Raw genomic sequence first — 18,539 nt, 5'->3', positions numbered from 1 at the left:
TGCAAATCTTGTAGGCCGGATAAGGCGCAGCCGCCATCCGGCACAGTATTACCGCTCGTTGACCCAAATCCGCATTTCGCCCTCGCCGCGGTTGGCCCAGCTAAACCACGGAATGAACGTTAGCGTCTGCGGCTGGCGCGATGACGGCGCGTTATCGTAGTGCCACAACGCCTGATGCTGCGCATCTGGGGCGCTTTGCTTCTCGCCTTCAGCCTGAATCAGCATCTTATGCGCAAAAAGCCCTTTGCCCTCAAAGACCCGGAACTCACTCTCTTTCGGTAACCACAGATTATGCAGTTCTTCGCCGTTATCGGCCTGCTCAAGGCAATAGACCAGCGGCCCGCGCTGAATGGCGACCTTACCGGCGACGTGACGCGCCAGCGGATTGCCATACACGCGGCGAACCGGCATCGGCAGCGTCAGGGTTATCGTATCGCCCTCCTGCCAGGTTCGACGGATATGCAGATAACCTTTGCGAATATCCTGCTCCACTTCCAGCCCGTTGAGCGTCACTTTTGCCTCAGGGCACCAGTCCGGCAGACGTAGCGCCAGCGTGTGACGTACCGGCTGCACAGAGTCGATGGCGATCTTCACCTGCTCATGCCACGGGTAGTTCCCGCCAATCCGCAGTTTGAGCGCGCCATTTTCAACCGGTATTTCCACGCTGTTACCCACGTACATATTGATGTACAGCGCATCCGCACGCGGCGTGTAGATGTAGTGACCAAGGGAGGTGAGCACGCGGGCGATGTTCGGCGGGCAGCAGGCGCAGCCAAACCAGCGCTGGCGAATGGGCTTAACGTGATCGTAAATATGGTTGAATTTTAACGATTTTGGATGCACTTCCAGCGGGTTGACGTAGAAGAAATGCTTGCCATCCAGCGCCATACCGCCGAGGACGGTGTTGTACAGCGCGCGCTCCATCACGTCGGCGTACTGGCTATCGGCTTCCATTTCCAGCATCCGGCGGGCGAACATCATCAGGCCGATTGAAGCGCAGCTTTCCGCATAGACCGAATCATTCGGTAAATCGTAATCGCAGCTAAAGGCTTCGCCACTGCTCTGTGAACCGATGCCTCCGGTGATATACAGCTGACGTTGCGCCATATTTTTCCACAGGCGCAGGCAGTCCTGGCGTTTGCCTTCATCGTTGCTCAGGCGAGCGAGATGCGCCACGCCAGTCATCAGATAGACAAAACGTACCGCGTGGCCAATGGCCGTCTGCTGCTGCGAAATTGGCAGATGCGCCTGGCTGTAGGCTTTGTCTTTGACCATCCACGCCGGGCCGTAGGTGTGCCAGTAAGAGGTTTGGCCGCGTTTTTCGTACTCTTCGTCGTAGAAGTGCGGTTGGGCACCGCGCTGCCCGATAAAGTAGCTTGCCAGCGCCATATAGCGCGGCTGCTCTGTTACCTCATACAGACGCATCAGCGCCAGCTCAATTTCCGGGTGGCCCGGATAGCCGTGCAGCTGATTTTCGCCAGGGCCGAAAGTGCTGTCGATATGATCGGCCAGTCGACAAACGACGTCTAGCAGCCGACGCTTGCCGGTGGCCTGAAAGAAGGCGACGCCCGCTTCAATCAGATGCCCGGCGCAATAAAGCTCGTGGCACTCCGCCAGGTTGCTCCAGCGTTCTTGCGGGGCTTTTGCCGTAAAGTACGTATTGAGATAGCCATCGTCACACTGCGCGGCAGCCACCAGTTCAATCACCTCATCGGCGGTTTTCTCAAGCGCGGGATCGGGCTTCTGGCACAGTGACCAGGCAACCGCTTCCAGCCATTTCGCCACGTCGCTGTCCTGAAAGACCATGCCGTAAAAGTCGCCCGTCTGCTGTCCTGCGGCAATGCGGAAATTTTCAATGGCATGGCTGGGTTCAGCCTCTGGAATACGATCGTTTAACGCATCCCACTGGTAAGGAATAACCACATCGCGAACCAGTTGTTGATACTGTCCGAGGAACGGATCGCTGACCGTCAGTTTATGCAGATCGACTTCCAGTACGTTCATTTCGTGCTCCTTAAGGCTGTAGAGGTCATAGATATTCCTCGCTGACGGGGTATTTTATGGCAGTAATTTTTATTTTCGCGTTATGACCTGATTCATTTTGCCCAGATAGCGGTGAGCGACAAGGCGATAAAAGAGTAAAAAAAGATGACGATTCCGACCCGTATTTAAAAATGTGAGATGGATCGAGTGAAATGACTATTTTTAGTTAATAATCAAAGGTTAATATGAAATACGGTGCTGAATGAGCGGGAAATGACATATTAATGCTCGAATTATCCATAACATTACCGATTAAAGTCCAAAACGGCGGATTATTTATTTCTCGCGGCATTGGGCGTCATCCTGCCAGGCGTCTGCAATCGTGGGAAATTATATTTGTGGAAAAAGGCTGCCTGAAAATTCAGGAAGAAGAATGTGTTTTCTGTGTTGAAGCCGGGGAAAGCCTGTTGCTTTGGCCGCATCGCCGCCATATTGGCGTTGAGGAGTTTCCCGCCGATCTTAAATTTTACTGGCTCCATTTTGAGGTCAAAGCGCCGGACAGCGACCCGCGCTGGCTGACGCATCTTTCCGTGCCGCAGCATACCCAGGTTGCCGATCCGCAGGCGCTGATTGCGCTTTTTCGCCAGTTTATGAACGAGCAGGAAAAGCACCAGCGCAGCCCGGCGCTGGAGTTCATCGTGCTGCTGATTTTGCAGCAGCTTACCGTTGACGCCCGGCAGAATGAAAACGCCGAGGCCGCTGGCGTGTCGCTGGCCTGGAAAGTACAGCAGCTGATTCGAACGCACTATCACCTGCCGCTTTCCAGCTCGGTTCTGGCGAAAGAACTGCATTGCAATGTGGATTATCTGGGACGCGTTTATCGGCGGGTATTTCACCTTACGCTAACGGAAGCCATCCACCGCCAGCGGGTGCGCGAGGCGGAAAAGTTGCTGATTAGCGACGCGCGTTCGTTAAAAGAGGTGGCGGAGCGGTGCGGTTTTAATGACGTTGGTTACTTTCGCCAGATCTTCCGCAAGCACACCGGCCTGACGCCTACCGCCTGGAAGCGGCGCTACAGTAAGGAACACGTTAATTCTTGAGTATAATCTTTGGCCCTCTGACAACGCGGTTGCAAACTGAATGCCCGATGGCGCTTTGCTTATCGGGCCTACAAGAGTTCATCACAACGTATTGATATTGCAAGTCTTGTAGGTCGGATAAGGCGCAGCCGCCATCCGACATAGGCTGTTACTGCCCGTAATAGGCGTTCGCGCCGTGTTTACGCAGATAGTGTTTATTGAGCAGTTCAGGCTGCATATCCGGTAGCTGCGGGGCCAGCTGGCGCGAGAACAGCCCCATATAGGCACACTCCTCAAGCACCACGGCGTTGTGGACGGCATCGGCGGCGTTTTTACCCCAGGCAAACGGGCCGTGTGAATGAACCAATACCGCCGGGATTTGCGCCGGATCCAGACCGCGCTCTTCAAAGGTTTTAATAATCACCTCGCCGGTCTGATACTCGTACTCGCCGTTAATTTCCTCAACGGTCATCAGCCGGGTACAGGGGATCGCGCCATAGAAATAGTCGGCGTGGGTGGTGCCCCAGGCGGGCAGATCGAGCCCGGCCTGCGACCAGATCGTCGCATGGCGGGAATGGGTATGCACGATCCCGCCGATCTGCGGATAGCGCCGATAGAGCGCCAGATGGGTCGCGGTATCGGACGACGGTTTTTTGTTGCCTTCAACGACCTTACCGCTGGCGATCTCTACCACCACCATATCGTCGGCGGTCATTACCTCATATTCAACGCCGGAAGGCTTAATGACCATCAGTTTGCGCGTCTCATCGACCGCGCTGACGTTGCCCCAGGTAAAGGTGACCAGCCCGTGCGCCGGGAGGGCCAGGTTTGCCGCCAGCACCTCGGCTTTCAGTTGCTCTAACATGTGAAACCTCCTTCCTGCATCCGTGATTCAATCCAGCGTCGGGCCTGGATAATTTCCAGCACCGGCTCACTGGCTTTCTCTGTCCACATCTCAATCAGAAATGAACCGCGATAGTTCAGCTCATGCAGCGTTTTGAAAATGCCAACAAAATCAACGCACCCTTCGCCAAACGGCACGTCGCGGAACTGGCCGGGGCTGTCACCGGTCACTGGCAGCGTGTCTTTCAGGTGGATAGCGGCGATACGGTCGATACCCAGCTTCAGCTCGGCGGTCACGTCGTTCCCCCAGGCGCTGAGGTTGCCGACGTCTGGATAAACGGTGAACCACGGTGACGAAAGCATCTCGTCCCACTTTTTCCACTTGCTGATGGAGTTCATAAACGCGGTATCCATGATCTCCACCGCCAGCATGACCTGCGCCGCTGCGGCCTGTTCCACCGTCCACGCCAGCCCTTCGGCGAAACGTTGCTGGGTGCCTTCGTCGTGCTCTTCGTAATAGACGTCGTAACCTGCCAACTGGATGGTGCGGATCCCCAGGTCGCGCGCCAGGCGAATGGCTTTGGTCATGATTTCACGCGCCCGCTGGCGTACCGCTTCGTCGCGGCTGCCAAAAGGGAAACGGCGATGGGCGGAGAGACACATTGACGGGATAGCGACGCCGCTTTCCAGCATCGCGTTCACCAGCGATGCGCGTTGGGCTGGCGTCCACTCCAGGCGAGAAAGGCGTTCATCCGTTTCGTCCACCGACATCTCAACAAAATCAAAACCGCAGCTTTTTGCCAGCACCAGCCGCTCCGGCCAACTGAGGTCTTTCGCCAGCGCTTTCTCGTAAATACCTAATGGATGATTACGCATGCTTTTCTCCCCAAATGGCGTCAATTTGGGCGTGGAATTCGGCTGCGACCTGCGCCGGATGGGCGGCACCCGCCAGCGCACGTCCGGCGATAAATGCCTTAACGTTAATGTTGCGGAACAGCGGCAGATCCGCTGGGGTAATGCCGCCGGTAATTGACAGTTCAAGGCCGATGTCGGACAACGCCTTCATACGCGCCAGGTCCGCTTCTCCCCACTGCTGCCCGCTGGCCTGCGCATCGCGTCCGCGGTGGTAAATCGCCTGGCGAACCCCGACGCGATACCAGTCTCGGGCGTCGCCCAGCGTCCAGTTGCCGAACAGTTCCATTTGAATTTCACCGCCGCAGGACTGGGCAACGGCATGGCCTTTCTCGACCGTGGCGAGCGGCGCGGCGCAGATGATGGTCATCCAGTTAGCGCCAGCGCCAAAAGCCTGCTGCGCCAGGGTTTCACCGGCATCGGCCACTTTCCAGTCGGCGACGATGATTTTTTCCGGGCACTGCGCTCGCAGGGCTTTCACCGCGCTAAGACCTTCGGTTAAACAGAGGATGGTGCCAGCCTCAACGATATCGACATGATCCTGTAGCAGGGCGACATCGCGCTGGGCTGCTTCCAGATTGGTGTGGTCGAGTGCCAGTTGCAGTAGTGGTCGGCTCATAATGCGTGCTCCTTAATACGGGCGTGATAGCCCTGTAGTGCTTCAATCAAATGCTGGTATTGGCGGTATTTGCGCTGGTAGAGGGCGTGCGCGGCCATGTCCGGCAGCAGCGTGCGCACCGGGTGCCGGAGGTCGCGTTGGGCCTCGCGGAAATTGCGATATACGCCGGTGCCGACGCGGGCAGCCAGCGCCGCGCCGAAGCAGCCGGTCTCCTCCACCTGCGGCAGCTCAATGCGCAGGCCGCTGACGTCCGCCAGCATCTGCATCCAGACGTCGGAGTGGGCCGGTCCGCCGGTAACGCGCAGGGCGCAAACCTCGGTAAAACGTTCACGCATCCGGTTGAGGTGGGTCATATGGCTGAAGACCACGCCTTCATAAATCGCCTGCAGCAGGTGCGCGCGGGTGTGCAGCGCCTGCATACCGTAAAAACCGCAGGTCATCTCCAGTCCGGCATTGCTGCCGTAGAGAAACGGCAGAAAAAAGAGGTCGCTACCGGCTTTCGGCAGGCTGGCAACCGCCTGGTTGATCTCATCAAAAGAGAGGTCGCCCCACTGGGCGGTGAACCATTCAAGGTTGCCGGAAGAGGTCGGGCTGGCTTCGTGAACGATATACTGCCCGTCATTGACGTAGCGGCCATAGACGTAAGGATGGGCCTCATGGTCGCGCAGACCGTGAGCGATGCCGCTGGTGACGGCCCAGGTCCCCATCACCGCATTGAGCGTTGATTCATCCTCAATACCGGCGCAAAGGGCGGTGGAAACCACGTCAAACAGGCCGCCGACGACGGGGGTGCCCACCGCCAGACCGGTGATGGCGGCCGCCTGAGCGGTGATCTCCCCGCATATTTCGGCTGAACCCATCACGGGGGGCAGCGCGCTGTCGATTTCACTGATGCCCAGCCACTCGGTCAGGCGCGGGTCGTACTGGCCCGTCGCCATGTTGTAGAGGTTGGACTCGGAGATGTTGCTCTCCTCACAGCCTTTAACGCCGGTTAAGCACCAGCGCAGATAGTCATGCGTCATCATGACGCTGCCTATCTGCGCGTAGCGCTGCGGCTCATTCTCTTTTACCCAGCGTAAAAGGGAGACCGGATGCCCGGTCCACAGGGTTTGTCGGGTCAGAGGGTAGAGTTTTTGCGGAACCGCCTCTTTTTGCCAGCGCTGGACAATTTCCATGGCGCGACGGTCGGAAGAGAGTATCGCTTTACCTAATGGCCGATCGCTTTTATCTAACAGAAACAGGCCCTTACCCTGAGCGGAAATGCCCAGACCGCGGATTTGTGAGCCGCTCACCCCCGTGTGCGCCAGCAGTTTGTTGATGACCGAGCCGCACTGTTGCCACAGTTCGGTCATATCGCGTTCAACCCAGCCTGGCTGCGGGCTTAAAGCGTGTAGCGGCAGGCGTTGCACCGCTACTTCCCGGCCTGCGCCATCGTACAACCCGGCTTTTAGCCAACTCCCACCACAATCTAACCCCAGCCAGTAGTTGCTCATGACTTATTGCACCTCGTCCACGGCTTTCAGGAGATCGGCGCCCTGCGGGTTGTCTTTCAGGAACATATCGCGCACCTGGCTGCCCAGCGCATCGCTGAAGGCTTTACGGTCGATATCGGTCAGGACTTCAACTCCGGCTTCTTTCATGCCATCGATAATTTTTTGCTGATCTTCGGCGACCAGTTTGCGCTGATAGTCACCCGCTTCTTTGGCGGAACTCAGCAGTGCCTCCTGGAACTGCGGGCTTAAAGCGTCGAATTTGGCTTTATTGATCACCAGCAGCAGAGGCGAATAGGCGTGATGAGTGAGGGAGAGGTATTTCTGTACCTCATAGAATTTCGCTGACCACACGACGTTGATAGGGTGTTCCTGGGCATCAATCGTACGGGTTTCGAGGCCGGTATAGACTTCGGAGAACGGCATCGGAATAGGGTTCGCGCCGAAGATTTTAAAGGCCGCGATATTCATTGGGCTGTTGTTAGTGCGGATTTTTAAGCCTTTCAAATCGCCCGGCGTTTTTACCGGCGCGCGGGAGTTGGTGACGTCGCGCCAGCCGTTTTCCCAGTAGGCGAGGACTTTTAACCCTTTTGAATCGAGTGATTTTTTCAGTTCATCGCCGACTTTACCGTCGAGCGTTTTATGCGCATGCGCGGTATCGCGAAACAGGAAGGGGACATCAAGTAAGTTGAATACAGGGGCCAGGCCGGTGAAATTGTTCGAACCGGACATTTCCATATCAATGGTTCCGCCGCGCACCCCGCTGATCATTGCCTGGGCGTTACCTAATGTGCTGTCAGGAAAGAGTTTTAGCGTTAATTCGCCGTTGGTTTTTTCTTTTAATAATTCGTTAAATTTTTTCGCGGCAATATGTTGGGAGTCAGTTTGCGGTGTTTCATAACCAAAACGTAAAGATTGCGCCGCCAGAGACGACACGCTGAAAACCGTCAGACCAGCTATCAATAATGAACGAGCAATAACGTGTAATTTCATAATATTATCCTTTAATTAATCCATTTAAGCGGTGTGATAATTAGCTCGGGAATAAAAATAAATAAAACCAGCAACGACATCAGTACGACAACGTAAGGGAATACGCCTCTTACCGCGTCATCAAATTTCAATTTTGCTACCCCGGAAATAACGTTGAGGACGTTGCCAACGGGCGGTGTGATTAATCCAATAGAGCAGTTAATAATGAACATGACGCCGAAATAAATCGGGTCAATATTGGCTTCTTTAACTAATGGCAATAATACAGGGGTAAGAATTAACACCGTTGGCGTTAAGTCCATCACCATACCGACGACCATAATTGAGATCATAATGACGATAAATAAGAGTCGCGGAGAGTCGACCAGCGGCTGCAGCAAATCTGACACCATCATGGGTAATTCCGCGATCGTAATCAGCCAGGCGGATACCTGAGCTGCGGCCACCAGAAACATGACGACTGACGTCGTTTTGGCGGCATTGACCAGCACGTGGTAGAGACTGGAAAACGTTAATTCCCGATAGATAACCACGGCGACAAAGAGGGCGTAAAACGCGGCAACCGCTCCTGCTTCCGTTGGCGTGAAAAGTCCGGAACGGAAGCCGCCGATAATAATCACCGGTAAAAACAGCGCCCAGATACCTGAAACCAATGATTGCCAGATTTCACGCGGTGTTGCTTTAGGCTGAGAAGGGAGATTTAATCGCCCGGCCTGCCACCACCAGGTGAGCATAAGCGCCGCGCCCATCATGATGCCCGGTGCGATCCCGGCCATAAACAGCTTGCTGATCGACAAGCCGCTGGAAACGCCGAAGATAATAAAAGGAATCGAGGGCGGAATAATTGGCGCAATGATCCCGCCGGAAGCGATTAACCCAACGGAGCGGTTGATCGGATAGTTTGCGGAGCGCATCATCGGCACCAGCAGCGCGGCGACCGCAGCGGTATCTGCTACCGCAGAGCCGGAAAGGCTGGCCATAATCATTGCCGCAATAACGCCCACGTAGCCCAGGCCGCCGGGCTTATGGCCGACCAGCTTCATCGGCAGGTCGACGATTCGCTTTGACAGGCCGCCCGCGTTCATGATTTCACCGGCCAAAACAAAAAAGGGAATGGCCAGCAGGGAGAAGCTGTCCGCGCCGTTAACCAAAGTTTGCGCCATAATCTGCACGTCAAACATATCCAGGTATGCCATCAGAGCAGCGCCGCAAAGCAGCAGCGACCAGGCGATGGGTAAACCTATCGCGATCCCGCCGAGCAGGCAGCAGAGAAATATCACCACGGCCATGATTAGGCTCCTTGCTGTGGTTGTTGAAAGGAATCGTTACGCGTTATTAAGTGATAAAGCCGACGCAGCTCGATTAACGCGATGGCAACGCTTGTGGGCAGACAGGCGATATACATCAGACCGATTGGTAAACCGAGGATTGGCGAGTGATCGCTCCAGTCCTGCAGTGCTTTTTGTAGGCTGCCCCAGCCTAATGCGATGCATAACAATAAAATCAGTGAATGCGTCAGCAGCGAGAGACGACGCTGATTCGCTGGCGAAAGTTTTTCCACCACAAAAGTGACCTGAACGTGAGCGTTATCCATAAATGCAACGATGGCGCCAATAAACGTCAGCCATACAAATAGATAACGTGATAGTTCATCTACCGACAAAATACTGCTTTCAAAACCGTAACGTAAAATAACGTTAATAAATACAATGCAGGAAAGTACGGCAATTAATACCGCAAGTATGCCCTCAAGTACCCGCTTCATAACGACTCCATCAGGTTATGGAAACTTATTTCTTTCGATGCTGAATAGTGGAACTTAATTTCTTATGTTTGGTTTATATTAGGTCGGCGCAACGTTGAGTTGCAGGCCGAGAATTAAGGTGATTATGTTTAATTCAGGTTAGCTGCGTGTGGCCTTTTTCATCATGTTAATACCATCGCGTAATATATTTATGCGGTGATTAATATCGGCGCTGGCATTGATTTCCAACAATTTAATGCCGGTAAACTGCAACAGTTCGGGAGCTGCGGCGGTAATGAGTTCTTGAACATGTTTCTCCGTCATCAGGCTTTGTGGACAGAAAGGTACAAACGGAGCATGGAGGTCCTGCCATTCGCCGTATTCTCCATCCAGCGTTGTACCGGAGAACATCAGCGCCCCGAGTTTTCCAGCCTGTTTGGCCTGCTGCGTGTGGATCAGCGGTAGAGAGGTATCCCGCCCTTCAATAGCGGAGCGCGCCCAGTTAATGCAGACGCTTATGTCATAGTCGGCAATAGTTTCCAGTACGTTTACTAACGGTAAGAATCCTTTGCGCGGTGCGGGGCCGGTCATCGCGTCGCAGTGTTCAAGCACCAGGTCGCAGGACCAGTCCCAGTTGGCAATCTCTTTTAATGAGCGCGCAAAGGCGTCGGTTGCCTGCGCCACGTTCGGATTGCCCGCCAGTGGGGCGGCATGAAGCTCAAGGGCTATGACTTTGCCGGGGGTTTTCGCATTGAGTTTATTTATCTTCTGATAAAGATGACGGTAGTATTCCACGCAGGCTTTACGCTGCTCCTCGTCACTGGACGCTAATCCAAAACCACCGTTTTCGCTACGGCGGCGCATGGTTTCCATTATCGCGGTGACCACGATTTGCCAGTTTCCCGGTGTATGGCGCAATAACCACTCGTCGCCGAGCGGGTGAAGATGTTCAAGACAAGGCTGCTCCAGCCCCCGGATATCCGGAGTACCAGAGAGTTGCCGCCAGAATTCCGTCTCTTCCTCTTCACTCTTCTGGTGAAATGAGGGTGCACAAGGGTACGCACCGATAATATAACCGGTATTATTTTTCATTTTGTGCTCCAGTAAACTCTATTTTATAAAACGTCTATGGCGACTTTTACGACTATTTTCCGTATCGGCGTAGCAATGTTTTTATTACAACCTGGACGATGAACATCCTGCGGGAAAAACAGGGCATAACTTCCCGGTATCATTTCAATGAATGATTCATGTTCACTGTCGTGATAAAAAATAATATCGCGCTGTTCTAATAATGACTCGCTGATTTGATTATTACCGGTATCAATGGCAACCCCAATTTTCTCTTCACCCCATGCCAGAAACTGAATATCCAGATAGCGGCGATGAACCTCCGGACGATTTTCAGCAGCATCGCGGGTGGTCATATCGATTATCTGCGCGAAGATATTTTGGCCGTCGATTTCCACTACGCCGGGTTCCAGCGTGCGAAAGTCCGTATTGCGCAGGAAATCGAGCGCCTGCTCTATGGCCGACGGTAACCGGCACGGATTAGGCTGCGCGATATGTCCAAAAATCATGATGTGGCTCCTTACAGCGCCTGAATTTTGGCCCAGACGCTGTCGTCAATGGTGATACCGTGACGGCGGTTGTCATCCAGCAATTTGGTAAATTCGTGGCCAGGCAGCCGAATCGCGACGTTGTCGTCAGCACGTTCAGCAGTGGTGATGAAATCCATAATCCGCTGCAGTTTGGCATCGCGGGTTGCGCCATCGATCAGCTTATCCACTTCTATGGCGATGAAGATCTGCGAAACGCCATACTCATCGCTGTTTTCCTGGGTCACTTCGGCAACGGAAGAACCGTTGGAAAGCAGGGTGGCAATCATGTCCAGCACAATCGACAGACCAGAGCCTTTCCAGTAACCCATTGGTAAAATGCGGCGATTTTTCTCGATAACGCCCGGTTCTTTGGTCAACTGACCGTTATCGTCGAAACCGCCGTCCACCGGCAGTTCGCGGCCCGCCAGACGGTTAACTTCTAACATCCCGTAGGAGAACATCGACATCGACATATCTACCATCGTGATCGGCGTAGACGGGATGGCGACGATCAGCGGATTGGTACCGATACGGCACTCTTTCGCGCCCCACGGGGGCATGACGGCGATGGAGTTGGTCCAGCAAATGCCGATATAGCCTTTTTCCGCCGCCTGCCAGCCGTAGCTGCCGCCGCGCATCCAGTGGTTAGCATTACGTAACGCCACCAGGCCAATACCATGATCGGAAGCCAGCTCGATGGCCCGGTCCATCATCTTTTTCGCCGTCAGGTTGCCGATAGCGCGCTGAGCATCCCACTGTTCGATGGCGCCGAGGCTGGTAACTCGCTGCGGTTTAGCATCAGGAATAATGTCGCCGTTATCCAGTTGCTGGATGAAGCGAGGAAAACGGTTCACGCCGTGGGAATAGACACCGGACTCGGTGGTGCGAGCGAACATTTCCGCGCAGGCGTCGGCGGTATCTTCCGCAATATTCCGCGACCGCAAGACGCGGTAGAAGGCCCCTTTTAACTCTTCGAAAGTTACTTTCATCCCTGTTCTCCTGGTCGATTGTTAGAAATTTTAGTATGTTTTTTTGTCGATAAATTTCATAATACGAAATGTAGTTCCAAATATATAGATCAAAAATTGACATGGCAACGCCAGAGAAGGTTTTTAAAAACGATTAAAATCATCGGGTTATGTTTTTTATGCTGATATCGTGAACTGCAACACACTTTGAGCTACCATCTGATCGCCCAAGAAAGGAGAGAGTTTTCTGATGAGCCAGAACAACGATAAAGAGAAGCCTGCGGGGAGTCAGAGCCTGTTTCGTGGCCTGATGTTGATAGAAATTTTGAGTAACTACCCGAACGGTTGCCCACTGGCGCACCTGTCGGAGCTGGCGGGGTTGAACAAGAGCACCGTCCATCGTTTGTTGCAGGGGCTTCAATCCTGCGGATACGTGACGCCAGCGCCGGCGGCCGGGAGCTACCGTCTGACGACAAAGTTTATTGCCGTCGGCCAAAAAGCCCTGTCATCGCTGAATATCATCCACGTTGCGGCACCGCACCTTGAGGCGCTCAACCTGACCACCGGCGAGACGGTGAATTTTTCCAGCCGTGAAGATGATCACGCTATCCTGATTTATAAGCTGGAACCGACCACCGGTATGCTGCGCACGCGTGCCTACATTGGCCAGCATATGCCGCTGTACTGCTCGGCGATGGGGAAAATTTATATGGCGTTTGGTCTGCCGGATTATGTGGCGTCTTACTGGGAAAGCCATAAAGATCAGATCCAGCCGCTGACTCGTAATACCATTACCGATTTACCAGCAATGTACGATGAGCTGGCGCAAATTCGTGAAACCAGCATGGCAATGGATCGCGAAGAAAATGAACTGGGCGTTTCCTGTATTGCTGTGCCTGTGTTTGATATTCACCATCGGGTGCCTTACGCCATTTCTATTTCACTGTCGACGTCACGGCTAAAACAGATCGGCGAGAAAAATCTGCTCAAACCGTTGCGTGAAACCGCACAGGCTATCTCTAATGAGCTGGGATTTACCGTTCGCGAATAAGACAGCTCACCAGGTTTTATCAGGCATCTGACAAAATTTGTCCGTTTGCGTAGTGGGATCAAAGCGGCGGGGAATGGCTCTCTGGCATTCTGGCGTTTTAACGCAGGGGGAGAACAATGAACCGGTTTATTATGGCGGATGCGTCGGCGTGTATCGGGTGTCGTACCTGCGAGGTCGCCTGCGTGGTGTCGCACCAGGAACAGCAGAATAGCGCGGCGGTGACGACGGCGGACTTTGTGCCGCGTATCCGGGTGATAAAAGAGGATAGCTTCACCACGGCCACGGTCTGCCATCAGTGTGAGGACGCGCCGTGCGCGAATGTCTGCCCGGTACGGGCGATTCGCCGTGATCGGGGGCATATCTTCGTGACGCCATCGCGCTGCATTGGTTGTAAAAGCTGTATGCTGGCTTGCCCGTTTGGTGCGATGACCGTGGTGGCGTCCGCGTCAGGCGCGCAGGCGATTAAATGCGATCTTTGCTGGCATCGGGAAGCGGGGCCGGCGTGCGTGGAAGCCTGCCCGACCAGTGCGTTACAGTGCGTTGACGCAGCACACGTGCAGCGCCAGCGCCTCTATTCTCAACCTTTCTGAATGTCGTTCCGGCCTGCATGATGGCCGGAATAGCCGTCAGCCTTCACGCCAGGCGCGTTCTATCTCTTCTGCCAGAATTTTTACGCCCGCCTCGATTTTGTCCGGTTCAGGCACGTAGTTCATCCGCATACACTGGTGTGTGTGCGGCCAGGGTTTATCCAGCCCGGGAAAGAAATAGTGGCCCGGCACCATCAGCACGCCGCGCGCTTTCAAGCGTTGATAGAGTAGCTCGGTGGTAATCGGCAGATCTTTAAACCACAGCCACAAAAATATTGCGCCTTCCGGTTTATGAATCAGGCAGCGTTCTTCGGATAAATAGCGACGAATGATCGCGATCGTCTGTTGAACGCGCTGATAGTAGAAAGGTTTGATAACCGTTTCCGACAGCCGCAGCAGATCGTTACGCTTAATCATTTCGCACATCATCGCCGGACCCATGCCGCCGGGCGCAAGGCTGATGATGCCGTTCATGTTGGCAATGGCGGTAATCGTCTTATCATTGGCGATGATAATCCCGCAGCGGGAACCGGGCAGTCCCAGCTTTGAGAGGCTCATGCATAGGATAATATTGGGGTTCCACAGCGGGCGCGCCTCGCTAAAGATAATGCCCGGAAACGGTACGCCATAAGCGTTATCAATCACCAGTGGGATGTTGTGCTGGTTCGCCAGTCTGTCCAGCTTCATCAGCTCTTCGTCGGTGATAACGTTACCGGTTGGGTTGGTCGGGCGCGAGACGCAAATCATCCCCGTTTCTTCGCCGATGTGCAGATGCTCAAAATCGACGTGATACTTAAACTGGCCTTCCGGCAGCAGTTCAATATTCGGGCGCGCCGAAACGAAGAGGTCGTCTTCCAGACCGGAATCCGCATAGCCGATGTATTCCGGCGCAAGCGGGAATAGTACCTTTTTCGTACTGCCGTCGGCGCGACGTCCGGCGAAGAGATTAAATAAGTAGAAAAACGCGCTCTGACTGCCATTTGTCAGCGCAATATTCTGTGGTTCGATATCCCATCCCAGCGTTTCACGTAGCAGTACGGCCAGTGCATTCAGTAGCGCCGTTTTTCCCTGGGGACCGTCATAATTACAAAGCGCATCAGCGGCTTTGCCGCTTTCTACCATATCTGTCAGTAGCGTCTGGAAATAATCCTGCATTGCAGGGATGTGTGCCGGGTTACCGCCGCCAAGCATGATGGCGCCTGGCGTGCGTAAGCCGTCGTTGAGATCCTCCATCAGGCGGGTAATGCCTGAATGGCGGGTAAATTTATCGCCGAAAAGTGAAAATGTCATAACGGGTGATCTATCGAACTGTCTGTCAAAGTGGATAACCATAACGCTACAAATGGCGGGGCGCAAATGGGGGTCAGGCGGTAGTGTTGATGTTTTATGCTACAAATTTTTATCAGGTTAGTTTTTTATTTTGAAGGGGCTACCGGTACGCGAGGGGACCGGTAGCGCCATGATTAGCGGCGGCCTGCCCAGACGACCATCACCGTATCGTCGCCGTACTGGCGTACAAAACCGTACCCGTGTTTTAGCGTCAGCGTGGTTTGTTGGCCTGCGCCGATGGCGGGATGTCTGGCGCGGAACTGGCTAATACGCTGCCAGTGCGCGACGGCTGCGGCTGACTTTCCGCTCACGTCCTGCCAGTTCATATCTGAACGGGTGCCTTGCAGCGGGTCGGAACCGGTGGGGCCGAAGGGACGAGCGGATTCATCGCCGTAAAAGATCTGCACCGCGCCCGGTGAAAGCAGCAGCAGTTCCGCCGCCTTATCACCGCCCTCACGGAAAAGGCGCGTATCATGCGAGGAGAGGTAACTTAATACGTTGAAATCCTGCATTTTATCCGCCATCTGCTGCCAGACTGGCCCCATTTCCGCCAGGCAATCGACCGCTTTCGCCGCCTGCTCCTGATAATCAAAATTGATCATCGCGTCGAAACCATAGCGATAATAATCACTTTTCATGACGCCGTGGCCCCACGCTTCGCCAGTCATCCAGAACGGGCTATCATCCAGCGCTTTGTCCGGATTGGCCTGCTTCCATTCATGTAACGCCGCGCTGGCCTGGGTTTTTAGCTGTTGCCAGGCAGGAAGCTCAACATTTTTGGCAGTATCGACCCGGAACCCGTCAATGCCGTAATCATGCACCCACTGGCTTAACCAGTGAGTCAGATAATCCCGTGGCGTATAGCCTTCAATGAACTTTGCTTTAGTATCGGGTTTGTTGGCATAGAACGCGGGTAGGCCGGAAGGCGTGGTAGATTCCGTTTTTATATCCGGCAGGAAGGCCAGCGACAGGGTTAAATCGTCAAATCCCGGACTGTCGTAGTCGCCAATATCGGTACGAATCCACTTTTTCCCCCACCATTTTTCCCAGGCGGCGCTGTCGCTGAAGTTGATGTAGTCGTTAAAGCTGTGCCAGCTTTGTCCGGCGGCGGGTCGCCAGTTTGTCCAGCGATCGCCGAGAATTTTTTGCCGTTCCGCGCCGGATAAATAGAGCGCGCCGAACTGATACTCCTGCATATCCGCCAGCGTGGCGTAACCGGCATGATTCATTACTACGTCAAATAAAATACGGATGCCGCGCTGGTGCGCGCCGTCGACCAGCGCGCGGAGATCGGCTTCGCTGCCCATATTGGCATCCAGCGTTGTCCAGTCCTGAGTGTAATAGCCGTGATAGGCGTAATGAGGAAAATCGCCTTTTGTTCCGCCGCCGACCCAGCCGTGGATCTGTTCAAACGGCGAGCTTATCCACAAGGCGTTCACGCCTAATTGCTGTAGATAGTCCAGTTTACTCGTCAACCCGCGTAAATCGCCGCCGTGGAAAGTGCCAATCTCTTGCATACCATCCTTATGGCGACCATAGCTGTGGTCGTTGGTTGGATCGCCATTGCGAAAGCGATCCGTAAGCACAAAATAAACGGTGGCGTTGCGCCAGTTAAAAGGCGCTGATGCATGGGTTTCCGCGCGTTCCAGCAATAAAAGCCCGTGGCTGTCGGCAGGTCGCAGCGTGATTTGTCCGTTTTGGACGGTATCGGTTTGACCACTGTAATAATCGCGCACTACCGTCCCTTCCGGAAAGGTTTGGCGAACATCCAGCGTGAGCGGCGAACCATCCCAGACGGGACACTGGTAGGCGAGCTGCGCGGTGCGTTCAGGTTCAGTTTTTATCGATAACAGCAGAGTCGGCGTACCGGAGCGGGTATCTACCGTTATTGTATAGTCGCCATCTTTAAACAAACGCCATTGCGGTGGCGCGCCTTCGCAGGGTTTTAACGACAACATCTGGTTGAGTTTTATGGCGCCGGAGGGCTGCCAGCACTGCTGGTCAATATGGAGCGTTAACGCGCGTGTACCTTTTGTTAATGCAGCATGGCTGGTAAAGCGTCCGGTTTCCTGCGTCGAGAACGTCGGAAAACCGGGCGAGGTCCATGATGAGGCGATCGCGATACCGGGTATCAGCGTCAGAGCGAAGGCGGCAAGTTTCATCACGCTATCCTTTGTGGGCAATATTCATCAGCTTGCCTGGTTTTTAGGCGAATGAACTCCTCCCCCGCAGAGAGTCGCGCAGGAGGAGGCGCGAGGGTGAGCGACGAGGCGCAAAAAAACGCCTCTATTTGCGATAAGCGCCACATTTTATTGGCATTATTGCTGTCTGTTATCGTTAATAGTTGACATAGTTTCGGATTAAGACTATTCCCTGAGGTGCTTTTTAAGCCTATTTTTGCTAGAATTTGGGGTTCAAACCTTAACTTCGTGAAAAATAAAAGGTGTTGGAATGTATCAATCCGACCAGGAGACCTAATGATATTGACTCCCATGCGACGATATGGGGCAATGATTCTTATGTTACTCACCATCGCATTTTCGGGTGAGGTGCTGGCAAAGACGCACGCAACGCAAACGAGTCAAAAGTCCCACATAACCGAGAAAAGTTATAAACAGGTTAGCAGTAAACAAGAGTATTCTCGCAATAGTGCAAAGAGCAGTTCACTTCCTGATTTGCGAAAATACCCTTCCGGAACCCCCAGAAAAAAAGCGTTTCTCCGGACCGTTATGCCTTACATCACCAGCCAAAATGCCGCGATTACCGCGGACCGTAATTGGCTGATCTCAAAACAGTACCAGAACCGCTGGTCGCCGTCTGAGCGCGCGCGTATGAAAGATATCGCGAAGCGCTATAAAGTGAGCTGGTCCGGCAACACGCGTCGTATTCCGTGGAATACGTTGCTGGAGCGCGTCGACATTATCCCAACCAGCATGGTGGCGACGATGGCGGCGGCGGAAAGCGGCTGGGGAACCTCTAAACTGGCGCGTAGTAACAATAACCTGTTCGGCATGAAGTGCACGAAAGGGCGTTGTACCAATACGCCGGGTAAGGTGAAAGGTTACTCGCAATTCGCGTCGGTTGAGGAGTCGGTGAGCGCGTATGTCGCCAACCTGAACACGCATCCGGCTTATTCCTCTTTCCGCAAGTCGCGCGCCCAACTGCGTAAGGCGGATCAGGAAGTCACCGCCACGGCGATGATTCATAAGCTGAAGGGTTACTCTACCCAGGGGTCGCGCTATAACAACTACTTGTTCGCGATGTACCAGGACAACCAGCGTCTGATCGCCGCGCATATGTAATTCTGTGTGCCGGATGGCGCTACGCTATCCGGCTTACA

General features: G+C 54.0%; 17 protein-coding genes. 4 read left to right on the top strand and 13 right to left on the bottom strand.

From position 1 onward, the window contains the following. Positions 1 to 48: 48 nt before the first annotated feature. Positions 49 to 2,004 carry a glycoside hydrolase family 127 protein gene (locus J4614_RS16125; protein ID WP_001101498.1) on the bottom strand — a complete coding sequence of 652 codons (1,956 nt, stop codon included), beginning with the start codon at positions 2,002 to 2,004 and terminating at the stop codon, positions 49 to 51. Between the two features lie 263 nt (positions 2,005 to 2,267). Between J4614_RS16125 and J4614_RS16120 the strand changes: the two genes are divergently transcribed. Beyond that, the gene (locus J4614_RS16120; protein WP_000891808.1) at positions 2,268 to 3,083 is read left to right on the top strand and encodes a helix-turn-helix domain-containing protein; all 816 of its coding nucleotides are present in this window, start codon (positions 2,268 to 2,270) and stop codon (positions 3,081 to 3,083) included. 148 nt (positions 3,084 to 3,231) lie between these two features. On the opposite strand, the gene araD is transcribed toward J4614_RS16120, so the two are convergent. The 10 genes from araD to yiaK all read right to left on the bottom strand — a co-directional run bounded on the left by araD (position 3,232) and on the right by yiaK (position 12,253). Further along, positions 3,232 to 3,927, bottom strand: a complete 696-nt coding sequence (gene araD, locus J4614_RS16115) for an L-ribulose-5-phosphate 4-epimerase (RefSeq protein ID WP_000893175.1) — start codon at positions 3,925 to 3,927, stop codon at positions 3,232 to 3,234. Beyond that, entirely contained in the window at positions 3,921 to 4,781 is an 861-nt protein-coding gene (locus J4614_RS16110) for an L-ribulose-5-phosphate 3-epimerase (RefSeq protein ID WP_208293241.1), read from the bottom strand. Before J4614_RS16110 ends, araD begins: the two co-directional genes overlap by 7 nt. Continuing rightward, positions 4,774 to 5,436 carry a 3-keto-L-gulonate-6-phosphate decarboxylase UlaD gene (gene ulaD, locus J4614_RS16105; protein ID WP_079846395.1) on the bottom strand — a complete coding sequence of 221 codons (663 nt, stop codon included), beginning with the start codon at positions 5,434 to 5,436 and terminating at the stop codon, positions 4,774 to 4,776. The genes J4614_RS16110 and ulaD overlap by 8 nt, the downstream gene beginning before the upstream one ends. After that, positions 5,433 to 6,929 (bottom strand): FGGY-family carbohydrate kinase, encoded by a 1,497-nt coding sequence (locus tag J4614_RS16100; RefSeq protein ID WP_079846394.1) that lies wholly within the window; start codon positions 6,927 to 6,929, stop codon positions 5,433 to 5,435. Before J4614_RS16100 ends, ulaD begins: the two co-directional genes overlap by 4 nt. Before the next feature lie 3 nt (positions 6,930 to 6,932). Beyond that, a complete protein-coding gene (yiaO, locus tag J4614_RS16095; RefSeq protein WP_000766337.1) occupies positions 6,933 to 7,919 on the bottom strand; it encodes a 2,3-diketo-L-gulonate TRAP transporter substrate-binding protein YiaO in 987 nt (328 codons plus the stop codon). Positions 7,920 to 7,930: 11 nt separating this feature from the next. Then, positions 7,931 to 9,208 (bottom strand): 2,3-diketo-L-gulonate TRAP transporter large permease YiaN, encoded by a 1,278-nt coding sequence (yiaN, locus tag J4614_RS16090; RefSeq protein WP_000301822.1) that lies wholly within the window; start codon positions 9,206 to 9,208, stop codon positions 7,931 to 7,933. A 2-nt stretch (positions 9,209 to 9,210) separates the two neighbouring features. Then, on the bottom strand, positions 9,211 to 9,684 hold the full coding sequence (gene yiaM / locus J4614_RS16085; RefSeq protein WP_000832313.1) for a 2,3-diketo-L-gulonate TRAP transporter small permease YiaM: 474 nt from the start codon (positions 9,682 to 9,684) through the stop codon (positions 9,211 to 9,213). 138 nt (positions 9,685 to 9,822) lie between these two features. Beyond that, positions 9,823 to 10,755, bottom strand: coding sequence for a DUF4862 family protein (locus J4614_RS16080; protein ID WP_058214783.1), 933 nt, complete (start codon positions 10,753 to 10,755; stop codon positions 9,823 to 9,825). A gap of 23 nt (positions 10,756 to 10,778) precedes the next feature. Beyond that, a complete protein-coding gene (locus tag J4614_RS16075; RefSeq protein WP_000576104.1) occupies positions 10,779 to 11,243 on the bottom strand; it encodes a YhcH/YjgK/YiaL family protein in 465 nt (154 codons plus the stop codon). An 11-nt stretch (positions 11,244 to 11,254) separates the two neighbouring features. Further along, complete coding sequence (gene yiaK, locus J4614_RS16070) at positions 11,255 to 12,253, bottom strand: 3-dehydro-L-gulonate 2-dehydrogenase (RefSeq protein ID WP_000869008.1); 999 nt, start codon at positions 12,251 to 12,253, stop codon at positions 11,255 to 11,257. 229 nt (positions 12,254 to 12,482) lie between these two features. On the opposite strand from yiaK, the gene yiaJ reads away from it, so the two are divergent. After that, on the top strand, positions 12,483 to 13,283 hold the full coding sequence (gene yiaJ, locus J4614_RS16065; protein WP_115395764.1) for an IclR family transcriptional regulator YiaJ: 801 nt from the start codon (positions 12,483 to 12,485) through the stop codon (positions 13,281 to 13,283). A gap of 116 nt (positions 13,284 to 13,399) precedes the next feature. After that, positions 13,400 to 13,873 (top strand): 4Fe-4S dicluster domain-containing protein, encoded by a 474-nt coding sequence (locus tag J4614_RS16060; protein WP_208293240.1) that lies wholly within the window; start codon positions 13,400 to 13,402, stop codon positions 13,871 to 13,873. 36 nt (positions 13,874 to 13,909) lie between these two features. Here the strand turns inward: J4614_RS16060 and avtA are convergent, their stop codons facing one another. After that, positions 13,910 to 15,160: a valine--pyruvate transaminase gene (gene avtA / locus J4614_RS16055; RefSeq protein WP_000144381.1), complete on the bottom strand. Its 1,251-nt coding sequence runs from the start codon at positions 15,158 to 15,160 to the stop codon at positions 13,910 to 13,912. Positions 15,161 to 15,333: 173 nt separating this feature from the next. Beyond that, complete coding sequence (locus J4614_RS16050; protein ID WP_061377058.1) at positions 15,334 to 17,361, bottom strand: alpha-amylase; 2,028 nt, start codon at positions 17,359 to 17,361, stop codon at positions 15,334 to 15,336. Between the two features lie 315 nt (positions 17,362 to 17,676). Between J4614_RS16050 and J4614_RS16045 the strand changes: the two genes are divergently transcribed. Then, on the top strand, positions 17,677 to 18,501 hold the full coding sequence (locus tag J4614_RS16045) for a protein bax (protein ID WP_001562170.1): 825 nt from the start codon (positions 17,677 to 17,679) through the stop codon (positions 18,499 to 18,501). The last annotated feature ends 38 nt before the right edge of the window (positions 18,502 to 18,539 follow it).

This window comes from Salmonella sp. 32031103-2018-00083-FB-01-SM-01 (assembly GCF_017571995.1).
GTDB lineage: Bacteria > Pseudomonadota > Gammaproteobacteria > Enterobacterales > Enterobacteriaceae > Salmonella > Salmonella enterica.
The sequence above is the reverse complement of the archived record's forward strand: the minus strand, read 5'-3'. Positions and strand labels throughout refer to the sequence as shown.

What these genes read in the sequence shown, in the direction of transcription:
- J4614_RS16045 (WP_001562170.1), top strand. Translation starts at nt 17,677, where the DNA reads ATGATATTGACTCCCATGCGACGATATGGGGCAATGATTCTTATGTTA.
- J4614_RS16120 (WP_000891808.1), top strand. Translation starts at nt 2,268, where the DNA reads ATGCTCGAATTATCCATAACATTACCGATTAAAGTCCAAAACGGCGGA.
- J4614_RS16110 (WP_208293241.1), bottom strand. Translation starts at nt 4,781, where the DNA reads ATGCGTAATCATCCATTAGGTATTTACGAGAAAGCGCTGGCGAAAGAC.
- yiaJ (WP_115395764.1), top strand. Translation starts at nt 12,483, where the DNA reads ATGAGCCAGAACAACGATAAAGAGAAGCCTGCGGGGAGTCAGAGCCTG.
- J4614_RS16050 (WP_061377058.1), bottom strand. Translation starts at nt 17,361, where the DNA reads ATGAAACTTGCCGCCTTCGCTCTGACGCTGATACCCGGTATCGCGATC.
- ulaD (WP_079846395.1), bottom strand. Translation starts at nt 5,436, where the DNA reads ATGAGCCGACCACTACTGCAACTGGCACTCGACCACACCAATCTGGAA.
- J4614_RS16060 (WP_208293240.1), top strand. Translation starts at nt 13,400, where the DNA reads ATGAACCGGTTTATTATGGCGGATGCGTCGGCGTGTATCGGGTGTCGT.
- araD (WP_000893175.1), bottom strand. Translation starts at nt 3,927, where the DNA reads ATGTTAGAGCAACTGAAAGCCGAGGTGCTGGCGGCAAACCTGGCCCTC.
- yiaM (WP_000832313.1), bottom strand. Translation starts at nt 9,684, where the DNA reads ATGAAGCGGGTACTTGAGGGCATACTTGCGGTATTAATTGCCGTACTT.
- yiaO (WP_000766337.1), bottom strand. Translation starts at nt 7,919, where the DNA reads ATGAAATTACACGTTATTGCTCGTTCATTATTGATAGCTGGTCTGACG.
- J4614_RS16075 (WP_000576104.1), bottom strand. Translation starts at nt 11,243, where the DNA reads ATGATTTTTGGACATATCGCGCAGCCTAATCCGTGCCGGTTACCGTCG.
- yiaN (WP_000301822.1), bottom strand. Translation starts at nt 9,208, where the DNA reads ATGGCCGTGGTGATATTTCTCTGCTGCCTGCTCGGCGGGATCGCGATA.
- avtA (WP_000144381.1), bottom strand. Translation starts at nt 15,160, where the DNA reads ATGACATTTTCACTTTTCGGCGATAAATTTACCCGCCATTCAGGCATT.
- yiaK (WP_000869008.1), bottom strand. Translation starts at nt 12,253, where the DNA reads ATGAAAGTAACTTTCGAAGAGTTAAAAGGGGCCTTCTACCGCGTCTTG.
- J4614_RS16080 (WP_058214783.1), bottom strand. Translation starts at nt 10,755, where the DNA reads ATGAAAAATAATACCGGTTATATTATCGGTGCGTACCCTTGTGCACCC.
- J4614_RS16125 (WP_001101498.1), bottom strand. Translation starts at nt 2,004, where the DNA reads ATGAACGTACTGGAAGTCGATCTGCATAAACTGACGGTCAGCGATCCG.
- J4614_RS16100 (WP_079846394.1), bottom strand. Translation starts at nt 6,929, where the DNA reads ATGAGCAACTACTGGCTGGGGTTAGATTGTGGTGGGAGTTGGCTAAAA.